The 18,057-nt window shown below is 63.3% G+C and carries 20 protein-coding genes, 1 tRNA gene and 1 pseudogene; 10 read left to right on the forward strand and 12 right to left on the reverse strand.

Features of this window, described 5'->3' with window-relative positions:
• Positions 1–354 precede the first annotated feature (354 nt).
• The 3 genes and pseudogenes from ABRA89_RS19190 to ABRA89_RS19200 all read right to left on the reverse strand — a co-directional run bounded on the left by ABRA89_RS19190 (position 355) and on the right by ABRA89_RS19200 (position 2,002).
• Positions 355–672 carry a hypothetical protein gene (locus ABRA89_RS19190; RefSeq protein WP_349943125.1) on the reverse strand — a complete coding sequence of 106 codons (318 nt, stop codon included), beginning with the start codon at positions 670–672 and terminating at the stop codon, positions 355–357.
• Between the two features lie 20 nt (positions 673–692).
• A pseudogene (locus tag ABRA89_RS19195) lies at positions 693–941 on the reverse strand (LysE family transporter); the annotation flags it as partial.
• On the reverse strand, positions 938–2,002 hold the full coding sequence (locus ABRA89_RS19200) for a glutathione S-transferase family protein (RefSeq protein WP_349943103.1): 1,065 nt from the start codon (positions 2,000–2,002) through the stop codon (positions 938–940). The gene ABRA89_RS19200 and the pseudogene ABRA89_RS19195, both read right to left, overlap by 4 nt.
• A 116-nt stretch (positions 2,003–2,118) precedes the next feature.
• On the opposite strand from ABRA89_RS19200, the gene ABRA89_RS19205 reads away from it, so the two are divergent.
• A complete protein-coding gene (locus ABRA89_RS19205; protein ID WP_349943104.1) occupies positions 2,119–3,039 on the forward strand; it encodes a LysR substrate-binding domain-containing protein in 921 nt (306 codons plus the stop codon).
• A 189-nt stretch (positions 3,040–3,228) separates the two neighbouring features.
• On the opposite strand, the gene ABRA89_RS19210 is transcribed toward ABRA89_RS19205, so the two are convergent.
• Positions 3,229–3,966 (reverse strand): competence/damage-inducible protein A, encoded by a 738-nt coding sequence (locus ABRA89_RS19210; protein ID WP_349943105.1) that lies wholly within the window; start codon positions 3,964–3,966, stop codon positions 3,229–3,231.
• A 189-nt stretch (positions 3,967–4,155) separates the two neighbouring features.
• Here ABRA89_RS19210 and wrbA point away from each other — a divergent pair, with 189 nt between their 5' ends.
• A complete protein-coding gene (wrbA, locus tag ABRA89_RS19215) occupies positions 4,156–4,755 on the forward strand; it encodes an NAD(P)H:quinone oxidoreductase (RefSeq protein WP_349943106.1) in 600 nt (199 codons plus the stop codon).
• Between the two features lie 45 nt (positions 4,756–4,800).
• Here wrbA and ABRA89_RS19220 read toward each other — a convergent pair whose 3' ends face one another.
• The gene (locus tag ABRA89_RS19220; protein WP_349943107.1) at positions 4,801–5,292 is read right to left on the reverse strand and encodes a CAP domain-containing protein; all 492 of its coding nucleotides are present in this window, start codon (positions 5,290–5,292) and stop codon (positions 4,801–4,803) included.
• A 303-nt stretch (positions 5,293–5,595) separates the two neighbouring features.
• On the opposite strand from ABRA89_RS19220, the gene ABRA89_RS19225 reads away from it, so the two are divergent.
• Positions 5,596–6,765: a pyridoxal phosphate-dependent aminotransferase gene (locus tag ABRA89_RS19225; protein WP_349943109.1), complete on the forward strand. Its 1,170-nt coding sequence runs from the start codon at positions 5,596–5,598 to the stop codon at positions 6,763–6,765.
• Positions 6,766–6,785: 20 nt separating this feature from the next.
• A complete protein-coding gene (locus ABRA89_RS19230; protein ID WP_349943110.1) occupies positions 6,786–7,817 on the forward strand; it encodes an AbrB family transcriptional regulator in 1,032 nt (343 codons plus the stop codon).
• On the opposite strand, the gene hemA is transcribed toward ABRA89_RS19230, so the two are convergent.
• The 3 genes from hemA to ABRA89_RS19245 form a co-directional block, all read right to left on the reverse strand.
• A complete protein-coding gene (hemA, locus tag ABRA89_RS19235) occupies positions 7,814–9,091 on the reverse strand; it encodes a 5-aminolevulinate synthase (protein WP_349943123.1) in 1,278 nt (425 codons plus the stop codon). The genes ABRA89_RS19230 and hemA overlap by 4 nt on opposite strands.
• Positions 9,092–9,239: 148 nt before the next feature.
• Entirely contained in the window at positions 9,240–9,428 is a 189-nt protein-coding gene (locus ABRA89_RS19240) for a hypothetical protein (RefSeq protein ID WP_349943111.1), read from the reverse strand.
• Positions 9,429–9,435: 7 nt separating this feature from the next.
• On the reverse strand, positions 9,436–10,380 hold the full coding sequence (locus tag ABRA89_RS19245; RefSeq protein ID WP_349943112.1) for an NAD-dependent epimerase/dehydratase family protein: 945 nt from the start codon (positions 10,378–10,380) through the stop codon (positions 9,436–9,438).
• Between the two features lie 94 nt (positions 10,381–10,474).
• Here ABRA89_RS19245 and ABRA89_RS19250 point away from each other — a divergent pair, with 94 nt between their 5' ends.
• The 4 genes from ABRA89_RS19250 (at position 10,475) to ABRA89_RS19265 (ending at position 13,923) form a co-directional block, all read left to right on the forward strand.
• Positions 10,475–11,110 carry a sugar transferase gene (locus ABRA89_RS19250; RefSeq protein WP_349943113.1) on the forward strand — a complete coding sequence of 212 codons (636 nt, stop codon included), beginning with the start codon at positions 10,475–10,477 and terminating at the stop codon, positions 11,108–11,110.
• 35 nt (positions 11,111–11,145) lie between these two features.
• A complete protein-coding gene (locus tag ABRA89_RS19255; protein WP_349943114.1) occupies positions 11,146–12,480 on the forward strand; it encodes an NAD(P)H-dependent oxidoreductase in 1,335 nt (444 codons plus the stop codon).
• Complete coding sequence (locus ABRA89_RS19260) at positions 12,467–13,210, forward strand: endonuclease/exonuclease/phosphatase family protein (RefSeq protein WP_349943115.1); 744 nt, start codon at positions 12,467–12,469, stop codon at positions 13,208–13,210. The genes ABRA89_RS19255 and ABRA89_RS19260 overlap by 14 nt, the downstream gene beginning before the upstream one ends.
• Before the next feature lie 116 nt (positions 13,211–13,326).
• Positions 13,327–13,923 carry an MSMEG_1061 family FMN-dependent PPOX-type flavoprotein gene (locus ABRA89_RS19265; protein ID WP_349943116.1) on the forward strand — a complete coding sequence of 199 codons (597 nt, stop codon included), beginning with the start codon at positions 13,327–13,329 and terminating at the stop codon, positions 13,921–13,923.
• A 173-nt stretch (positions 13,924–14,096) separates the two neighbouring features.
• On the opposite strand, the gene ABRA89_RS19270 is transcribed toward ABRA89_RS19265, so the two are convergent.
• The 4 genes from ABRA89_RS19270 to ABRA89_RS19285 all read right to left on the reverse strand — a co-directional run bounded on the left by ABRA89_RS19270 (position 14,097) and on the right by ABRA89_RS19285 (position 16,655).
• Positions 14,097–14,173, reverse strand: a tRNA-Met gene (locus ABRA89_RS19270).
• A gap of 136 nt (positions 14,174–14,309) precedes the next feature.
• On the reverse strand, positions 14,310–14,534 hold the full coding sequence (locus tag ABRA89_RS19275) for a hypothetical protein (RefSeq protein ID WP_349943118.1): 225 nt from the start codon (positions 14,532–14,534) through the stop codon (positions 14,310–14,312).
• A 265-nt stretch (positions 14,535–14,799) separates the two neighbouring features.
• Complete coding sequence (locus ABRA89_RS19280) at positions 14,800–15,972, reverse strand: extensin family protein (RefSeq protein WP_349943119.1); 1,173 nt, start codon at positions 15,970–15,972, stop codon at positions 14,800–14,802.
• Between the two features lie 74 nt (positions 15,973–16,046).
• A complete protein-coding gene (locus tag ABRA89_RS19285; RefSeq protein ID WP_349943121.1) occupies positions 16,047–16,655 on the reverse strand; it encodes a CDP-alcohol phosphatidyltransferase family protein in 609 nt (202 codons plus the stop codon).
• A 181-nt stretch (positions 16,656–16,836) separates the two neighbouring features.
• Here ABRA89_RS19285 and apaG point away from each other — a divergent pair, with 181 nt between their 5' ends.
• Together apaG and ABRA89_RS19295 are read left to right on the forward strand one after the other, a co-directional pair.
• The gene (apaG, locus tag ABRA89_RS19290; RefSeq protein WP_349943122.1) at positions 16,837–17,232 is read left to right on the forward strand and encodes a Co2+/Mg2+ efflux protein ApaG; all 396 of its coding nucleotides are present in this window, start codon (positions 16,837–16,839) and stop codon (positions 17,230–17,232) included.
• A 168-nt stretch (positions 17,233–17,400) separates the two neighbouring features.
• Positions 17,401–17,892, forward strand: a complete 492-nt coding sequence (locus ABRA89_RS19295; protein WP_349943124.1) for an SDR family NAD(P)-dependent oxidoreductase — start codon at positions 17,401–17,403, stop codon at positions 17,890–17,892.
• Positions 17,893–18,057: the final 165 nt, after the last annotated feature.

Genomic DNA, 18,057 nt, shown 5'->3' on the forward strand with positions numbered 1-18,057 from the left:
ACGTTCTTCGCGATATCAAGACCGATCGTGGTAACCTCAGGCACGGACGCCTCCTTCGAGTGATGTTCAACACCCTCACTCTGGCACATCGATGCCGCCGGGGGCGTCCACCCCATCACCCAAACGAGACGTTCATGCGTTGCTGAGTGAATGTCCGCTTCGAGCCCAACTTACCGGATGCTGCATCGAGCGCGAATGGTGGCTTCGGTAACCAGCACAGCGACTTCTATATGGCGTTTGTTCGGGTTTAGACCTTCACGAAGGTGCATTACGCAAGCCAAAAGCAAGGCTATTGAGGCGAACGAACCGTTTTGTCCGATCGTCATTTAAGGGCGCACGTCTGCGAACGGTCTGTTACGCCGGTACGACGAGCGCGACGGCGAAGCCTGCAAGCACGCTTCCCATTAGGGCCGCGAACATCCGTCGCGGCAGCGCTCGTTCCATGAGCGGTGCAATTGCGCGGCCGGCGACGGCCCAGACGGCGAGGCACGCCGCCGGGACGGTCGCCGTCAGCGCGACGAGGATGGCAAGCGAGCCACCTGTTGCCACGTGCGCGGCGCTATTGGTTGCGGCGAAAACCCAGGTCTTCGAGTTGACGATTTGCAGCAAGAGCACCGGGATGAAGGTGCCGTAGGCGGGGTCGGGCTCACCCGGTCGGCAGGTAGCGTCCATCCTCCGATCACCGTCCGTGCCGCAAGGTAGAGTAGCAACGCCGCACCGACATTGCGCAGCACTTCCGTCGCCATCGGCCACTGTGTTAAGACCGCGTCCAGTCCGAACCGGACGGCGAGCACCAATCCTAGGGTTCTGACAACGATGCCCACGATCGGGGTCGCAGCAGCAGTCAGCCGCCCCCGGCTTGCGGCGTTCATTATAACGAGGTTGTTCGGGTCAGGTGTGATCGCTGCGGCGAACAGCACGGCCGCAACTGACGCGCTCACGACGATGAAACCGTCTGACGAACACCTGGCGCTAGCACCGCATCCGTCCCCGATGATATGTCGATCTCCTCCCAGGGCATGACGTCCCCATTGCGTAGGGTGAAGGATCGCTGCTCGAGCCGGTCTCGCCCGTGCGGCGCATGCCAGTCGACGTCCGGCGCGGTGGCGACGATCCCATACGGGTTCAGATCACGATCCTCGCCGTAGTAGGCCAAGCGGATCGCGTGCTCGTCGAACGTCGGCGTTACGCCAGGCAGGCTCAGGATGTCGCGCGCATAGGCCCACAAGTGCTGGTAGTCCGTGAGGCGACGGCGGGCGCATTTGAAGTGCCCGTGGTAAACCGCGTCGAAGCGAGCAAGCGTTGGCCATAGGCGCAGATCGGTCTCAGTCAGCACGTTGCCGTGCAGATAGCGTGCGGTCGCCAGTCGGGCGTCCAGCATGTCGAGGGTCACGAAGACCTTCTCCACCGCCGCATCGTAGGTGTCCTGACGCTGCGCCTTGCCGGCGCGGTAGACCGCATTCGATAGCTCGCGCTGGATGCGGTCCGCGAGTGCGTCGATCTCGTCTTTCAAGTGATTGGGGCGGAGGGTCCAGTCCGGCCCACACCCGGTTCGCACGGCGTCGAGGCCGCGCAGGATGTGGATGGACTCGTTCGACACGATCGTGTGGCGTTCGGCATCCCACAGCAGGGCCACAGTCGCGCGCCCTGTATAGCCCGGGTCGGCGAGGGCGTAGAGTTCGTGTAGGTGCTCAATGGCCCGGTCCGTGCCGGGCACCGTCCAGAGCCGCTCGGACGTGCCGACCCGATAGCCCTGCGATCGAGGACCGCCTGCGAAGTGCAGCGGAATGTGCCCCTCTAGCCCCTTCAGCGCCCGCGTCAGCAATGAGCGGTGCGACCAAGGACAGGACAGCGATGCCACGAGGTGGAAGCGTCCGGGCTCTGCGCCGATGGCTCTGATCGTGGCGTCCTTCATCGGGCTGCCGTAGGGTGAGGCCGGGCGGCGGTACGCCCCGTCCACTATGGTGCGATCCTCGTCGCTCCACCATCCTTCGATCAACATTCCCATATCGTCCTCCATTGGTCCGGCCATGAAGCCGACGTTCGGTTCGGAAGATAGCGAATGAGAAGGACAACGACTGTTCTCAATAAGGCATCGTTTGGTCTATTGTAGGCACCATGCGCGATCTACCTCTTAATTCCCTTCGTGCTTTCGCCGCCGTCCACCTTGCGGGCGGCATCCGGCCCGCCGGGCGGGCACTCGGCGTTTCGCACTCCTCGGTGGCGCGGCACGTGGCCGAACTCGAGGCCCTCGTCGGCGCACCACTGGTCGAGCGTGACGATGGCGCGCGGGCCCTTGCTTTTACCCCGCTTGGCGAGCGGCTGGGGCAAGAGGCGGCCAAGTCGCTTGGCGCACTCGACCGCACATGGTCGGCCGCGCGCGAGCAGCGGTCGGCGAATGCGGTGACGATCTCAGCCGCGCCTTCCTTTGCCGCGTTGTGGCTTCTGTCTCGCCTACCGCGCCTCGCCGAAGCCCATCCGCGGATCGAAGTCAGCGTGCTGGCCGAGCAGCGCTTGCGCGCCCCCGAAGAGGAGGGGAGCGACCTGTCGATCCGAATGGGTCGACCCCGCAAGGGCGAACGAGCCATTGCCCTCATGGATGATGGGCTCGTGCCAGTGGCCAGCTCCCGCCTGCTCGCGAAGGCCCGGGCCGCGCGAGGCGGCCCAACTGGCGGCGCGACGGTCGCGACGCTGCTGCGCGATCTGCCGTTGCTGCACGACCGCGACCCGAACGCCGGATGGTCTATGTGGACCGAGCGTCACGGCCCCGGCGATGCCGACCTCGCCTCCGGCTCCCGATTTTCGTCTTCGGACCTGGTGCTGCGAGCCGCGAAGCAAGGTCAAGGGGTGGCTCTCGCACGCCTGCGGCTTGCGGAGGACGACTTGGCGTCTGGCACACTCGAACGGCTGTCAGACGAAACGGTACTGCTGCCGAACGCCTACTGGATCGTGCTCAGAGATGAGGGGACGAACCGCGCGAGCATCCGCGCCGTCCGAGACTGGCTTATCGAAGAGGGATCAGCGTCGGTCTCTCGCTAAAGTAACCACCGTTCCGCCGACCTTGTCGGACGGATAATGCCTCAACGGAACAGGCATTCGTGCAACGTGCAGCGAAGGGGAGCTTAGTCCGCAAAGCTGCCGATAATCAGCGATCGCTGATATGACCGCAATCCACCGCAAAACAACCGTCAGTCACCGCGCCTAAGGACCGGTATTCGACACCGCCCTTCACGACAACTCAGTGATCAGCTCCTTCACGGCCCTTTCCGCCTCATCCAGCTTCGCCTCGTCCCGCGAGCGGATGACGATTTCCGTGGTGTAGCGGCCTTCGGCAAAGCGCGGATAGGAGCCGATCGTCACGCCGGCGCGCTCCTTCGCGAGTTCGGAAAGTGGCCCGCCGATATCGCCTTCGCCGATGGGGCAGGGCACGGAACGGCTCATGACGGGAACACCATGGGGCAGGGTCTCGACGAGATTTGCGAGCATCGCCTGGAAGACATGCGGGACGCCGGCCAGGACGTGGACATTCTCGACAGAGAAGCCCGGCGCGACCGAGACCGGATTGTCGATGAGACTCGCACCCTTCGGCGTGCGCGTCATTCGACGACGAGCCTCGGTGAAGGGCAGGTCGCGGCCCTGATAATAGGCTTCGAGGCGGGAAACGGCTTCGGCATGTTCACCGACATCCAGCCCGAAGGCGGCACCGATGGCATCGGCCGTGATGTCGTCATGGGTGGGACCGATGCCGCCGGAAGTGACGACGATATCGTAGCGTTCGCGTAGGGCGTTGACCGCTTCGACGATCGTGCGCTCTTCGTCCGGCACGATGCGGACTTCCATCAGATCGATGCCGGCAAGCGTCATCGTGTCCGCGAAGTGGCCGATATTCTTGTCCTTGGTGCGTCCGGACAGAATCTCGTCGCCAATGGCGAGCATGGCAGCGGTTGCGGGTTTTGGCTGGTTCATGGGGATTTGGAGTCTCTTCTCGTCACTCGGGCCTACATCGGCGCTTTGGCGCCGGGGTCAATCGCCTTGCGGGCCCGTTGCAGCGTCAACGCTGACGCAACGTTCCGTCGCGGCTGACGACCCTCGATCAAACCGGCCATCTCGCCTAGGTGACCGGGACTTGGAAATTTCAACCTGAAAGGTGAAGCGATGACGAAAGTTCTGGTCCTTTATTATTCGAGCTATGGCCATATCGAGACGATGGCCGATGCCGTCGCCGAGGGTGCCCGTGAAGGCGGTGCCGAGGTCGACATCAAGCGCGTGCCCGAGACCGCGCCGAAGGAAGTGGTCGAGGCGGCCGGCTTCAAGACCGATGCACCCTATCCGATCGCCGAGGTCGAGGAGCTTGCGAACTACGATGCGATCATCGTCGGTACGCCGACCCGGTTCGGCAACATGTCCTCCCAGATGCAGTCCTTCTGGGACCGCACCGGCGGACTTTGGGCCAATGGCAAACTGATCGACAAGATCGGCGGGGCGTTCACCTCGACGGCATCGCAGCATGGCGGACAGGAAACGACGCTGATCTCGATCCAGAAGACGCTGCAGCATCACGGCATGCTCATCGTCGGCCTTCCCTATTCCTACGACAAGCTCACCGAGCTCGGCGAAATCATCGGCGGCACGCCCTATGGTGCGTCCACGATCGCGGGTGGCGACGGATCGCGTCAGCCCTCGGAGATCGAGCTTGGCGGAGCGAAGTTCCAGGGCAAGCGCATTGCGCAGCTCGCGGCGAAGCTTTCTGCCTGACGATTGCGAACGCCCGGCGCTGACGCGCCGGGCGTTCGAGACCGTTCAGCAGCGGCTAGCGAAGTCGATCGTCCAGTAGCCGCCGGTTCCGAAGAAACCGCCGCGCGCATAGCCGACGCCGGCCTGCGCGAAACTCGGCGTCATGATCGTTTCGCAATGGCCCTTCGAACCGGTCATCCAGCGACGGACCGCACCGCTCGCCGACGGATTATAGGCAATGTTCTCGCCGACGAGTCCCGGATTGGGGCAGGCCGCTCGGATCCGCGACCGGGGATCGCCATGTGCCAGGCTGCCCGAGCGGGCCATGCGCTGGCTCCAATCGGAAGCCGCTTGCGACAGACGTGCATTGAGCCTGAGCGGGCGTACCGGCGGATAGTATCTCCCCGTCCGCGCGCAGGTCGTGCCCTTGGTTCGGTATTGATTGATCTGAGCGACCATATCGTTCCCCGGCGATGATTGGCCGGCTGCCGGAGCAGCCATCGTGATCATCAACCCGGCAAGAATCATCGTTCGCCGCGAATTGAGCATTTCTAGCATGGGGTCGTCCCTCGTCTGCCCCGCCGCCTGTGGCGGTGGGGATCCTCGTGTCGTCGAGCAATTCTGAGCGCTTGATCGCGGCCTCCACCGCAGCTTCCGTCATCGACCGACGGGAAAAACTAAACAGGTCAATCACTTCAGCAACGGCAGGTTCATCGATTAAGGCGTCGAGAAGTGCGGCGAATGAGCGCTGGTTCGGGAATCTGTGAACAGCACCGGACTTCCCGCGTGGAACGATCCGCGTTAGCTGGTCTGCGCGCAAAGCCCGTGCTTCGAACTTCCTCAATCTTCCCCGTAGAGCCCATGACCCATTTTTCCCGCCTTCGTCCCGAAGCTCGTAACGCGCCGGCGAGCGGCATCGTCGCTGTGATGCAGCACGCATTCGGGCGCGAGGGCGTCTTGCCCATGTGGGCGGGCGAGGGCGATCTCTCGACGCCGGACTTCATCACACGCGCCGCGTCGGAGAGCCTGGCGAAGGGCGAGACCTTCTACACCTATCAGCGCGGCCTGCCCGAGCTACGGCAGGCGCTGGCCGACTATACCGAGCGGCTCTACGGCCGGCCTCAATCGCCGGATCGGTTCTTCGTGACCGGCTCGGGCATGCAGGCGATCCAGATTTCGATCGCGGCACTCGCGGGCGCGGGCGACGAGGTGATCTATTTCGGACCCGCCTGGCCGAACTTCGCGGCGGCGGCCGGGTTGATCGGCGCGAAGCCTGTGGAAGTCGCGCTGAGGCCGGAAGACGGTGCCTGGCATCTCGACCTCGACCGGGTTCGCGCGGCCGTGACGGAGAAGACGCGGGCGATCTTCGTCAACACGCCGGCCAACCCGACCGGCTGGACGGCCAGCGAGGACGAGCTCCGGGCAATCCTTCGGATCGCGCGCGAGACGAACACCGCGATCATTGCCGACGAGATCTACAGCCGGTTCTTCTATGCCGGCGCACGGGCGCCCTCATTCCACGACGTGATGGAAGAGGGGGACACGATCCTTTTCGTCAACTCGTTCTCCAAGAACTGGGCGATGACCGGCTGGCGCGTCGGGTGGATCGAGGCCCCGGCGGAGCTCGACGAGGTTTTCGCCAATCTCATCCAGTATTCGACGTCCGGCGTCGCGGTTTTCATGCAGCGGGCGGCGCTTGCTGCGCTCGAAGAAGGCGAAAGCTTCGTCGAGGAGCAGATCGCTCGGGCGCATCAGGCGCGCAACATCTTCGCCGAACGACTGCTCGCGACGAACAGGGTGGCGCTTACGCCGCCGGCGGGGGCGTTCTACGCGTTCTTCTCGATCGACGGCGTTATGGATACGCGAGCCGCCGCCTTTAGGATCGTCGACGAGGCCAATGTGGGGCTAGCGCCGGGCACGGCCTTCGGGCCAGCGGGACCGCAATTCCTGCGCGCGTGCTTCCATCGCCGGCTCGACGAGGTGGAGACGGCAGCGGACCGGATCGCGGACTGGATCGGCCGGGCGCTTTGAGGTCGGTCGATCTTTCAAGGGTGCGGTCGGTCGGGACAACGCTCGCGATCGCGGCGGGTGGCGGTGCGCTGGCGGCGCTTCTCGGCCTGCCGGTCGCATGGCTGCTCGGGCCGATGGTGGCGGTCGCGTTGGCGAGCGCATTCGGGCTCGACACGACACCACCGACGATCTTCCGGCAGATCGCCTTCTTCGTCCTCGGGGTTCAGGCAGGCTCCGGCGTGACGCCGGATGTCGTCGGGCAATTGGCGATCTGGCCGATCTCCTTCGCGATCCAGCTTGTGGGTGTCTTCGCGATCACGGCCGGGACCTATGCCTATCTCCACCGGCTGCTCGGCTGGAACCACGAGACGGCGCTCTTCGCCAGCCTGCCCGGCGCGCTCGCCTTCGTGGTGGCGGCGGCGGAAGATACCGACACCGACATGCAGAGCATGATCATCGTGCAGACAGCGCGGCTTCTGCTGTTGATCGGCGCGTTGACGCCTTTCCTCGCCTGGATCGAAGGCGGCGAAGGGATGGCTGCGATCGCGCGCGGCGAGACGGGGTCGCTGTTCGAATACGGCCTGCTGCTGGTGGTGTGCGTCGGCGCGGCGTTGCTCGGCCGGATGCTGCGGTTGCCGGGCGGCATGATGCTCGGCGCACTGTTCGGTAGCGCGGTGCTGCATGGGACGGAGATTTCGTCCGTCTCCGTGCCGAGCGTGATCGCGTTTCCGGCGCTGGTTCTTTTGGGGACGGTGATCGGCTCGCGGCTTTATGGAATCGAGCGTCGGGCGCTTTTGAAACTGCTGCCGATTTCGGTGGTGTGTTTCGCAATCGGTCTCGGCCTGTCGGCTCTAGCAGGTCTCGTCGCTGTGCTCACACTGCCGCTTGAGCCGGGCAAGGTCGCGCTCGCCTATGCGCCGGGAGCGCTTGAAGCGCTGACGGTGCTGGCTTTCCAATTCGACGTGGACCCGGCCTATGTGGCCTCTCACCACGTCATCCGCTTTCTCTTCATCGCGCTGACCGTGCCGTTCCTCGCGCGGCGACTCATGCGCCGCACGAAGCGGAACGATTAGCCGCCGGCCTTGGACACGACGAGAGGCGTAACTTCGGGCGAGCGCTGGACGGTTTCGCCGATCTCCGAAGCGAACGGGATTCGAACCGCATTCCAGGTTTCGACGAGGGCATCCTTGAGGTGTTCGATGCGGGTGTCGTCGTGGAGCGGCGTCGGCGTGATGCGCAGGCGCTCGGTGCCGCGCGGTACCGTCGGATAGTTGATCGGCTGGATGTAGATGCCGTGCTTGGCCAGCAGATGATCCGAGGCGCGCTTGCAGAGGTCTGGATCGCCGACGAGGATCGGTACGATATGCGTGTCCGACGGCATGACGGGAAGATCGGCGCCGCCGAGAACCTCTTTGGTGCGCGCGGCCTGGCGCTGCTGGCCGTCGCGCTCGGCCTGGCTTTCCTTCAGATGCCGGATCGAGGCCGTGGCCGCCGCTGCGAGCGCCGGCGGAAGGGCGGTGGTGAAGATGAAGCCCGGCGCGTAGGAGCGGACCGCATCGATCACGTCCTTCGTGCCGGTGATGTAGCCGCCGAGCGTGCCGAAGGCTTTCGCCAGCGTGCCCTCGATGACGTCGATGCGGCGGGCCTCGCCGTCGCGCTCGGAGATGCCGCCGCCGCGTCTCCCATACATGCCGACGGCATGGACCTCGTCGATATAGGTCATGGCGTTGTACTTTTCGGCGAGATCGCAGATCGCGCCGATCGGGGCGATGTCGCCATCCATGGAATAGACGCTCTCGAAGACGATCAGCTTGGGCTGGTCGATCGGTGCGGCCTTCAGCAGTTCTTCCAGATGTGCGACGTCATTGTGCCGGAAGATCTGCTTCTTCGTGCCGGCCTTGCGCACGCCCTCGATCATGGAGGCGTGGTTCAGCTCGTCCGACAGGATGAGGCAGCCGGGAAGGAGCTTGGCGATGGTCGAGATGGAGGCCTCGTTGGAAACGAAGCCCGAGGTGAAGACGAGGGCGGCTTCCTTGCCATGCAGGTCGGCGAGCTCGCGCTCCAGCTCGACCAGCGGATGGTTGGTTCCGGAGATGTTGCGCGTGCCGCCGGCGCCCGAGCCCATGGCCGAAACGGTGTTCTTCATGGCCTCGACGACATTTTCGTTCTGGCCCATGCCGAGATAGTCGTTCGAGCACCAGACGGTGATCTCTCGCGCTTCGCCCTCATGCCGCCAGATCGCCTGGGGAAAACGGCCCGCGATCCGTTCCAGATCTGCGAAGACCCGGTAGCGCTTTTCGGCATGAAGAGCCTCGATCGCTTCCGAGAAATGGCGGGCGTAATCGATCATGCAAAAACTCCTTACTCCGGAACGGTTCTAAGTCGGCACCCAGCGAACGTCCATGGCACGAATGGCGAAACCCTTCGTGAAGTCCGGCGCTTGCGGCCTGCCCCGTTTTGACCGTCCCGAAGGGTCGGCGCGACAACGGAGAGACTCAGTCGCGATCCACTTCCTTGTCGCCGCCCTCTTCGCCCGGTTCGGGATCGGGCGCTTTGTCCTGGATCAAAGTCGATCGCTCGCGCCGCGCCTTCGCCTGATCCTTGCGTCGCTTGAGGTTGGCGCGCAGCTCGCGCTGGAGCCGCGCCTGACGTTCCGAATTGCTGTTTCCGGTGGACCTGACCATGGTGTCTTCAGCTCGGGTTTCGTTTGAGAGGCGCAGTCCTGGCACGCAACAGCGCGGCGATCGTATCGCTCTCGGGCACCCATGTGGTCTCGCGCGCGAGTTTGCTCCAGTCTAGGGTGAAGGGTTTTTGGACGTTTTCCAGAGTTCGTCCGAAACCGAGCGGATTTGCCGCGACGCGCAGGAGGCCATTTGGGACAGGTAGAATAACGGATCTGCGACCAAGGCTCTGCCTGATGCCAGCAACGATCTCAGCGGGCGTCTTCGGGCTTTTGTCGGCGACGAGATAGGTCTCGGTATCGGAGACGTTGCGGCCGAGAACCGCAAGGATCGCGTTCACCAGCGAAGCACGGGACAAAAAGCTGCGGGGGGCGAGGCCGGTCGGAAGCGGAACGGGAAATGGGCTATGGGCGAAGCGACTGAGCGAAGCGATCATTCCGCGTCCGCCGGTGCCGTAGACGGGGGCCGGCCGCAGGATTGCGAGACGCAGGCCGGTCTTTGCCGAGACATCTGCTAGAGCCTGCTCGGCTTCGGCCTTCGAGTGAGCATAGGGAGAGGTCGGTGCGATAGGGCTGGTCTCGGAGATCGGCGCGTCACCCGGACGGTGGACATTCGCCGTACTCAAAAAGACGAAGTGCGAGATATTCGCGTGGGCCGCGGCCTTGGCCAACGCCGTTGTGCCGTCGCGGTTAGCGCGGAGGAGGGCCGTTTCGTCTTGAGACGCTCGGTCGCTCCGGTCGGGATTGAGCGCCGCGAGATGGATCGCCGCATCGATCGGTCCTCTTTCCACGAGGGCGTCGACGGGGAGCGCGGCGAGATCTGCAGGGACAACAATTCGCTCGTTCGATGGGGTGCCCGAACGCGCAAGCACGACGACATCATGGCCCGCGCGCTCAAGTTCGGAAACGAGCAGGCGCCCGACGAAGCCCGATGCACCGCTGACGAGAATTCTCAAACTACCGCTCCTCTTGAAATCACATTGCCGCCATTTCGGTTTTGGCGGTGCGCTTAACCGAATGCAAACCGGCGGCAGCCGTGCTAGCACCGTCATGATGAAACGTGCGTTCGATCTTCTTGCCAGTGCCGCCGGCCTACTCCTCACCGGCTGGCTGATTGCCTTGCTGGTTCTTCTCATAAGGCGGGAAAGCGAGGGCGACGGGCTGTTCCGCCAGATGCGCGTCGGTTATCAGGGCAAGCCGTTTCTCTGTTACAAGCTGCGGACCATGAAGCGCGAAACACCGGCGGGCGCTTCGCACGATACACCCGCCACCTTCGTCACGCCGCTCGGCGCGAAGCTTCGCCGCTACAAGCTGGATGAACTCCCGCAGCTCTGGAACGTTCTGAAAGGCGATATGAGTCTCGTGGGGCCGCGACCCTGCCTGCCGATGCAGACAATGCTGATCACGGCGCGCGAGAGCCACGGAGCCTTCGACGTGCGCCCGGGGATCACGGGGCGGGCGCAGGTAGCGGGCATAGACATGTCGGAGCCGGAGCGGCTGGCGCAGATCGACGGAGCCTATGCCCGCGAGCAAAGTTTCGGCGAGGATCTGAGATTGATCTTCGCCACGGTTTTCGGATCGGGCCGCGGTGATCGCGTGGCGCTAGAAGCGATGCCGACACCAGAGGCGGGAGAGAAGACGAGCATCGAGAACGGTGCCGAAGAAGCGTCGAGGGAGGTAAGGTAAGCGATGTCCATTCTTAGAGTTCAGGGACTGAATTCATGATCGATCGGGTCGGCTTTGCCGCCGAACTTGCCGCCTACGCCGATGCGAACGGACCGATTACGATTGGACTCGCCGGCGCGGGACAGATGGGAACCGATATCGTCGTCCAGACCGCACTGATGGTCGGCTGCCGGGTGGGCGCGATCGCGGCGAATTCGCCGAAGCGGCCCATGGAGGCGATCGCCGTCGCCGGCTTCGACAAGGAGCATGGCGTCCTGGCGGAGACGCCCGACAAGATCGACGCGGCAATCGAGCGTGGCAGGATCGGGATCACGAACGATATCGAGAGCCTTTGTGCAGCTGGCCGGGTCGACGTCATCGTTGATGCGACCGGTAGTCCCGAAATCGGAACGCGGCTTGCGCTCGCGGCGATACGCAACGGCAAGCATATCGTGATGCTGAACGTAGAAGCCGACATCACCGTCGGACGGCTGCTTGCCCGGAAAGCCAAAGAGGCGGGCGTCGTCTATACGGGATCGGCCGGGGACGAGCCGGCTTCGACGCTGGAACTCATCTCGTTCGCTCAGACGCTCGGCATGGAGGTGATCGCCGCCGGCAAGGGCAAGAACAATCCGCTGCGCCACGATGCCGTGCCCGAAGAATACGAAGACGAGGCGCGTGCGCGGGACATGAACGCCCGTATGCTGGTCGAGTTCATCGACGGCTCGAAGACAATGGTGGAGATGACAGCGATCGCCAATTGCACCGGGCTCGTGCCGGATGTTCCCGGCATGCATGGGCCGGAAGCAACCGCCGATACGCTGGGCCAAATACTGGCGACGAAAGAAGACGGCGGCATTCTCTCGAAGGCCGGGTGCGTCGATTACACGATCGGTAAGGGTGTGGCGCCGGGCGTCTTTTGCATCGTCAAGCCACGCCATCCCCGGGCGATCGAGCGGATGGCAGACCTGAAGGTTGGAACAGGTCCGTGCTTCGGGCTGATCCGGCCGTTCCATCTGACCAGTCTCGAAACGCCGCTCTCGGCGATCCGCGCGGTGATGCGCCGCGAGCCGGACATGATCCCCGTCGATCGCCCCGTTGCCGAATGCGGCGCGGTCGCCAAGCGCGATCTTCAACCAGGCGAGACGCTCGGCAAGATCGGCGAGACGCAGTATCGCGGCTTCTCGATGACGTGGGAGCATGGCCGGGAGAAACACGCCTTGCCGCTGGGGCTTGCCGAGCATTCGAAGGTGCTGAAGCCGGTCAAACGCGGCGAGCTTCTGACTCGCGACAATTGCGAGCCCGATGCCGGCCTCACCGTGACGCGGATGCGGGACGAACTCGACAAGGCCGACGGCTGGGCTCAGGCAGCGGTGCATGAGCCAGCCTGACAGGGCGCCGCGCACGACGCGCATCGTCTCCTGGAATATTCATGGTGCGATCGGCCGCCGGCGCCGTCCCAACCCCGAACGGACCATGGCCGAGATTGAGCGGATGGCGCCGGACATCCTGATCCTTCAGGAAGTGGATGGGCGGACGATGTTCGGCCGTTCCGCCGGGGCGTTCGAGTTTTTCACAAACGGGCTTTGGGAACGACTTCCGCGCGCGACGGACGAAAAGACAAACCATATGGTGGAAGCGCGGACCGCGGATTGGCCGAGCGACGATATCGGCAATCTTCTCTGGTCGCGCTTTCCCATTCTCAATTCCAAGGTCGTCGACCTGCCGGGACCGGATATCGAGAACCGGAAGGCGATTGACGCTGAGATAGATCTCGGAAGAACGACGCTCCGGGTGATCGGCACTCATTTCGCGCTTCTGCCGACCACGCGGTTGAAGCAGGCGAGGGCGATACGCGATCACCTCGACGAAGCGCCAGGCTTGCCGACGGTTCTTTGTGGCGATCTGAACGAGTGGCTTCCGAAGGGCTGGGTGCATTCCACGCTGTCGGGCATGCTGCCGAACACGCACAAGCCGCGAACCTGGCCCGAGCGGGTCCCGATCGCTCCGCTCGACCGCTTCTACGCTTCGCCGACCGTCGAGATCATCGATTGCGGGACCGACGCGCAGGCTGGAGCGGCCTCGGATCATCGCGCGATTTTCCTGGATGTCCGCGTTTGAGGTCGGACGCATTGTTCGAATCTTGACGAAGTCGCCGTGGGGCGGCGTTTATGCCATCCGCGCCAGACTTTTGGTTCGAGGATGGCGGCAGGAGACGAGCCGATGAGGGACGACAAATGACGCCGGACAAACTGCGCGAGCTCTATGGCGATGTTTCTCCGCGGGCGGCGGCGAAGGTGATCACCGCTTTCGACGCGCATTGCCGAAGCTTTGTCGAGCGGGCGACGTTTCTGGTGCTTGCCACTTCTGACGGAACGAATCTCGACACTTCGCCCAAGGGCGATCCGGCCGGCTTCGTCGAGATCGAGTCGGACACCACGATGCAGATACCCGACCGGCCCGGCAACAACCGGATCGACGGACTTCTCAATATCCTGGCTCACCCGAAGGTCGCCGTCGTCCTGATGATACAAACTGTCAGCGAGATGATGCGCGTCAACGGCTTGGCTGAAATCCTCGACGATCCCGATATCCGCGAGCGCTTCAGCGTGCGAGGACGTCCGCCGAAGACGGTTCTTCGGATCACCGCCGAGGAGATCTTCATCCATTGTGGGAAGGCGCCCATGAGGGCCGGTCTGTGGAACCCCGAATCCTGGCCGCAGTCCAGGCCCGTTGCCACGCTGAACGAGATTATACGCGACCACTCGCGCGTCTCCGTCGAGAGCGTCGAACAATCTGATGTCGAGGCGGGCTATCGCAAGACGCTCTGCTGACGTTCTGGAGGATCGAAGACGGGAACATTGATGCGCCGCGTCCGCGTCGAGCCGACATATGGCGCGATGTTTTGAAGGCCGCTCGAGAGACTTCAGAACAGCCACAAAAGAAGCCGGCGAGGGACTATACGCCCGGCCAACTCAACGTCGTAAAAATATGTTTGGAAGAAAATTGGTTGCGGGGAGAGGATTTGAACCTCTGACCTTCAGGTTATGAGCCTGACGAGCTACCGGACTGCTCCACCCCGCGCCAATTCCGAACCGCGTCTTCTTCGTCGCGTTCGGTGAGCCCTATCTATGCGAGGGTTCAGCGAATGTGAACCCCTGATGACAGGAAAATTCCGGGCCGATGGAATTTTGCTTCAAAGGCCCGGAAATAGTGGGTCTCAGGCGACCACTTCGCCGCGATATCCGGTGAAACGGGTCTCGTAGACGAACTTGTTCATGACGGCTGCGACGCGCGACTCAGCCGCGTTCGAGTCGATTCCGATGTCGGCAAGCTGATCCTTGTCGAGATCGCGGGTCTGCCGCGAACGGTTTCCCGAATTTGCTTTGTTCTGAGCGGTGGCCTTCCCGCCACCGAAGATGACTGTCTTATGATTGAACCACATCGCCGTTGTCCTTAGCCGTGTGCTTGCCGAATGAGCAGTTGACTGCCTTCTGGTTGGGCATCTAATCTCCGGATTTCGCGCACGCCAACGCAAAGATTGCATAGGACCTATGCACAAAAAACAGGCGCTGCGACCGCTGGTTTTTACGAAAAATCAACCTTTGCTCTTGCAGCTCTGCCTTGGAAAACAAGGCTTCCGAGCAAACGCGAAACTGCCGATCCGGTGAAAAAAGAAATGCCCGGATCGCGTGTCGCCGCCACTGATTCTAGCGGCAATAGGGTCCGTTCGACCGAGCCGCGAGATCGAAGTGGAAATGCTTTGCGTGATCGGCATCGGTGCCGGGTCCCAGCACGGTTGTGAACGGGCCGCAGGCGGCTTCGCGGACGTCTTTGAGGAACTTGCCCTCCGGCGATAGCGGGTCGGCTTCCGAGACCGGGACTTCTCCATCCTCGAAGACAAAGGCGCCGATATCGATCGCAGCGCCCCGGGCATGTTCCGAAATCTTCTCGCCGGAGCCGCGATTGCGGCAGACATAGGTGGAGATGCGGGAAATACCGGCGAATGTGCGATCCGGAAAATGCTTTTCCGCGGCAGGCTCGACGGCTGATGTGACCCAGGTCTCAAGGGCGTCGGCGACGGGGCACCACATCTGGGTCTCGGTCCTGACCGCGATGCCGCTCGAGAGTTCCGAGACAGAGAGCGGTCGCAGGACGCCACAGCTTCCGGTGTTGATTGATTTGCCGGTCTCGAAGGTGACGCCAAGTTCAGTGAGGCGTTCCTCGCAGGACTCGGAGGCGAGGAGCGCGGCGGCGGCGCGAACGGATGCCGCCGGGGTGACCGATTTCAGCGTGGCTTGCGATGGGCTGGGCAGAGCGTCGCGCGGCGAGGGCGCGTCGGAGCTTGAGGCGTCGGGCGAAGGAGGCGGAGCACTGCGAGCGGGCTCGGCTTCCTCTGGCCGGGCTTCCGGAAGCGGCACGGTATCAGGCTCGACGGCTTCGGAGGCGGACTGATCGGTCGGCTTCGAGGTGTCTTCGACCGTGTCGGCTGAACGTCGGGTTGGTGGCTCGTCCGGTGCAATGTCATTGCCTGAAGAGCCGGAAGCTGAAGAGACCGGTTCTTCCGCCGGTGCAGGTGTCTCCGTTATTTTCGACGGCGCAACGGTCGAGCTCTCGGCTGCTTCATCTGCCTCCGGGCTGCGGCTTTCGCTCGGTTCGTCTTCTGTGTCTTCCGCATCGCCCGCCGCTCGGCTGTTCGCCTCGTTGACGGATGCCGGGGACATGGTCTCGCGGGCAGGCGCGGGGTCCAGCGCTTCGGTGCTCTCGGCGGCTTCATCAGGCCGGGCCTCGGGACGGGGCACCTCGTCGCTTCGCTCTTGGGCAAGGCTCCAGCCCGGCAATGTGAGAAGAAGCAGGAGAGAAGGCAGAGTCAGGCGCATCATATGATCGGTCCCGGTGGTCAATCGCGGGAAGCTCCGATCAATTGATGTTGGTTTTGCGGCACTTGGGCGCGGTCTCAGTCAAGCGTCCGCCTGGCGCGGAAAAGCCGGGCGAGAAAGGTGAGGGCGGTCATGATCGAGAACAGCCAGGCGAGGACCGGGAAGAAGTCGGGAAACAGGCAGAACAGGGCAAAGAAAACAAAGGTTTCCGTTCCCTCCATGAGCCCCTCCGTGAAGGCGAGTGCCTTGCCGTCACGCGCTGTCTCGTCGGCCTTGCCCTGCTTCTCCAGCATCAGCGCCAGCGCGAGCACGCTGCCGCCGTTCGCATAGAACGCGAGAAGCAGGACCGCGCCCGCCATGGCGTTCTGTCCGGGATCGGCGATGACGAAGGCTAGCGGAATGGCGCCGTAGAACACGAAATCGAGGACGATATCGAGCATGCCGCCGAAATCGGTCTTTCGCGTGAGCCGGGCGACGGCCCCGTCGAGCCCGTCGCAGAGGCGGGAGATTCCTCCGACGATCAGACCGGCAAGATAGTGCTCCGTGGCGATCAATCCTGCCGAGACGAGACCGATCGCAAGGCCTGCGATCGTGATCGCGTTGGCCGTCGCGCCAAACGCAACCAGCTTTTTCGCAAGGCGATCGATGAGTGGATCGATCCATTTGCGCAGACGTGTGTCGAACATGGCGGGCAGAGGGATCCGGCGAGTAACGTCGGCCGCAAACTAGCTCAGCATGATCCGGGCGTCATCCGTTGCTTTTCCGCCTAGAACGCACTGAAAACGGCGGCGCTCGCCAGATAACTCGAAGCCCCTATCTGCGAGGGTTCAGCACCCACCTCAAACCTCGCCTCGAACGAGCGAACCAATGTATCAGCTGCGAACAGACGACATTCTCGTTTCCGTCACGCCGACCTTCCTGGCGGAGCAATCCGAGCCGAGCGAGGGCCGCTATGTCTGGGCCTATACGATCTCGATCGAAAATCTCGGCGAGGAGACGGTGCAGCTTATCGATCGATACTGGCGGATAACCGATGAGAAGGGGAACGTGCAGGAGGTGGCGGGCCCCGGCGTCGTCGGGGATCAGCCGGTGATCGCGCCCGGAGACAGCTATACCTATACGTCGGGATGCCCGCTTCCGACTCCATCGGGCATCATGCAGGGCCATTACGGCATGCGCGACAGCGACGGTGCGCGCTTCACGGTGGAGGTGCCGGCCTTCTCGCTAGACATGCCGCAAAAGGGCAGGCGAACGCTGAATTGACGGACACCCGCGTAAAGGGCTGGTCTTTCACTCGACGCAACTGATCGCCGGCTACGATCCTTTCCGATGAGTTTGTGCGTCGAGCGTAGGGAGCGCCCGTGAAGCTCAAGGAAATAAGATCGTCGTCACCGGCGCCGGCAGCGACAGCGGCCGTGAACTCGCCCTTGGATTGCTGCGGCGGGGCGCGGCCGTGGCCGTGGCCGCTGTCGACCTGCGGCGGGAGGGTCTCGAAGAAAAACCGTAGGACTTGCCCCAGCTGGCGACGCGCTGAGCCTGCAAATCTGCAATGTCGCCGATCCCGAGGCGGTGTTTGCCTTGCCGGACGAGATCATGCGGCACCATCATGGCGTTGATGGCCTGATCACCAACGCAGGTATCATCCAGCCGATCGTGACATTCTCCGAACTCGAGTTCGACGTCATCGATCGCATGCTCTCGGTGAACCTCATGGGCACCGTCAACATGGTCAAGGCGTTCCTGCCGCATTTGCAGGCCAGGCCGTCGGCGCACATTATCAATGTTGCATCGATGGGCGGTTTCATCCCGTTTCCCGGCCAGAGCATGTACGGTGCGTCGAAGGCCGAGGTGAAGCTTCTGACCGAAGCGCTTCATGCCGAACTGGACGCCTCTAAAAACCTCCCTTTTCTCCGCGTTCTATGATTCCATCCGCCTGATCGAGATCGGGAGGATGGGATGCGTGGTCAGCCTGGGTTTTGGGATGTCGACGAGCGGTATGGCCGCCTGAGCGAGGCCGGCGATCCGCTCGAGAAGCTGAACGCGCTCGTTCCGTGGGAGGTCTTCAGGAAGCCACTTTCCAAGGCGCTG

Origin of the sequence: Fulvimarina thalattae, from assembly GCF_040239565.1 — a bacterium.
Lineage (GTDB): Bacteria > Pseudomonadota > Alphaproteobacteria > Rhizobiales > Rhizobiaceae > Fulvimarina.

Coding starts and splice junctions, on each gene's coding strand:
- ABRA89_RS19260 (WP_349943115.1), top strand. CDS start 12,467: ATGAGCCAGCCTGACAGGGCGCCGCGCACGACGCGCATCGTCTCCTGG.
- ABRA89_RS19255 (WP_349943114.1), top strand. CDS start 11,146: ATGATCGATCGGGTCGGCTTTGCCGCCGAACTTGCCGCCTACGCCGAT.
- wrbA (WP_349943106.1), top strand. CDS start 4,156: ATGACGAAAGTTCTGGTCCTTTATTATTCGAGCTATGGCCATATCGAG.
- ABRA89_RS19190 (WP_349943125.1), bottom strand. CDS start 672: ATGGACGCTACCTGCCGACCGGGTGAGCCCGACCCCGCCTACGGCACC.
- apaG (WP_349943122.1), top strand. CDS start 16,837: ATGTATCAGCTGCGAACAGACGACATTCTCGTTTCCGTCACGCCGACC.
- ABRA89_RS19225 (WP_349943109.1), top strand. CDS start 5,596: ATGACCCATTTTTCCCGCCTTCGTCCCGAAGCTCGTAACGCGCCGGCG.
- ABRA89_RS19280 (WP_349943119.1), bottom strand. CDS start 15,972: ATGATGCGCCTGACTCTGCCTTCTCTCCTGCTTCTTCTCACATTGCCG.
- ABRA89_RS19220 (WP_349943107.1), bottom strand. CDS start 5,292: ATGCTAGAAATGCTCAATTCGCGGCGAACGATGATTCTTGCCGGGTTG.
- ABRA89_RS19275 (WP_349943118.1), bottom strand. CDS start 14,534: ATGTGGTTCAATCATAAGACAGTCATCTTCGGTGGCGGGAAGGCCACC.
- ABRA89_RS19285 (WP_349943121.1), bottom strand. CDS start 16,655: ATGTTCGACACACGTCTGCGCAAATGGATCGATCCACTCATCGATCGC.
- ABRA89_RS19210 (WP_349943105.1), bottom strand. CDS start 3,966: ATGAACCAGCCAAAACCCGCAACCGCTGCCATGCTCGCCATTGGCGAC.
- ABRA89_RS19265 (WP_349943116.1), top strand. CDS start 13,327: ATGACGCCGGACAAACTGCGCGAGCTCTATGGCGATGTTTCTCCGCGG.
- ABRA89_RS19240 (WP_349943111.1), bottom strand. CDS start 9,428: ATGGTCAGGTCCACCGGAAACAGCAATTCGGAACGTCAGGCGCGGCTC.
- ABRA89_RS19205 (WP_349943104.1), top strand. CDS start 2,119: ATGCGCGATCTACCTCTTAATTCCCTTCGTGCTTTCGCCGCCGTCCAC.
- ABRA89_RS19200 (WP_349943103.1), bottom strand. CDS start 2,002: ATGTTGATCGAAGGATGGTGGAGCGACGAGGATCGCACCATAGTGGAC.
- ABRA89_RS19250 (WP_349943113.1), top strand. CDS start 10,475: ATGATGAAACGTGCGTTCGATCTTCTTGCCAGTGCCGCCGGCCTACTC.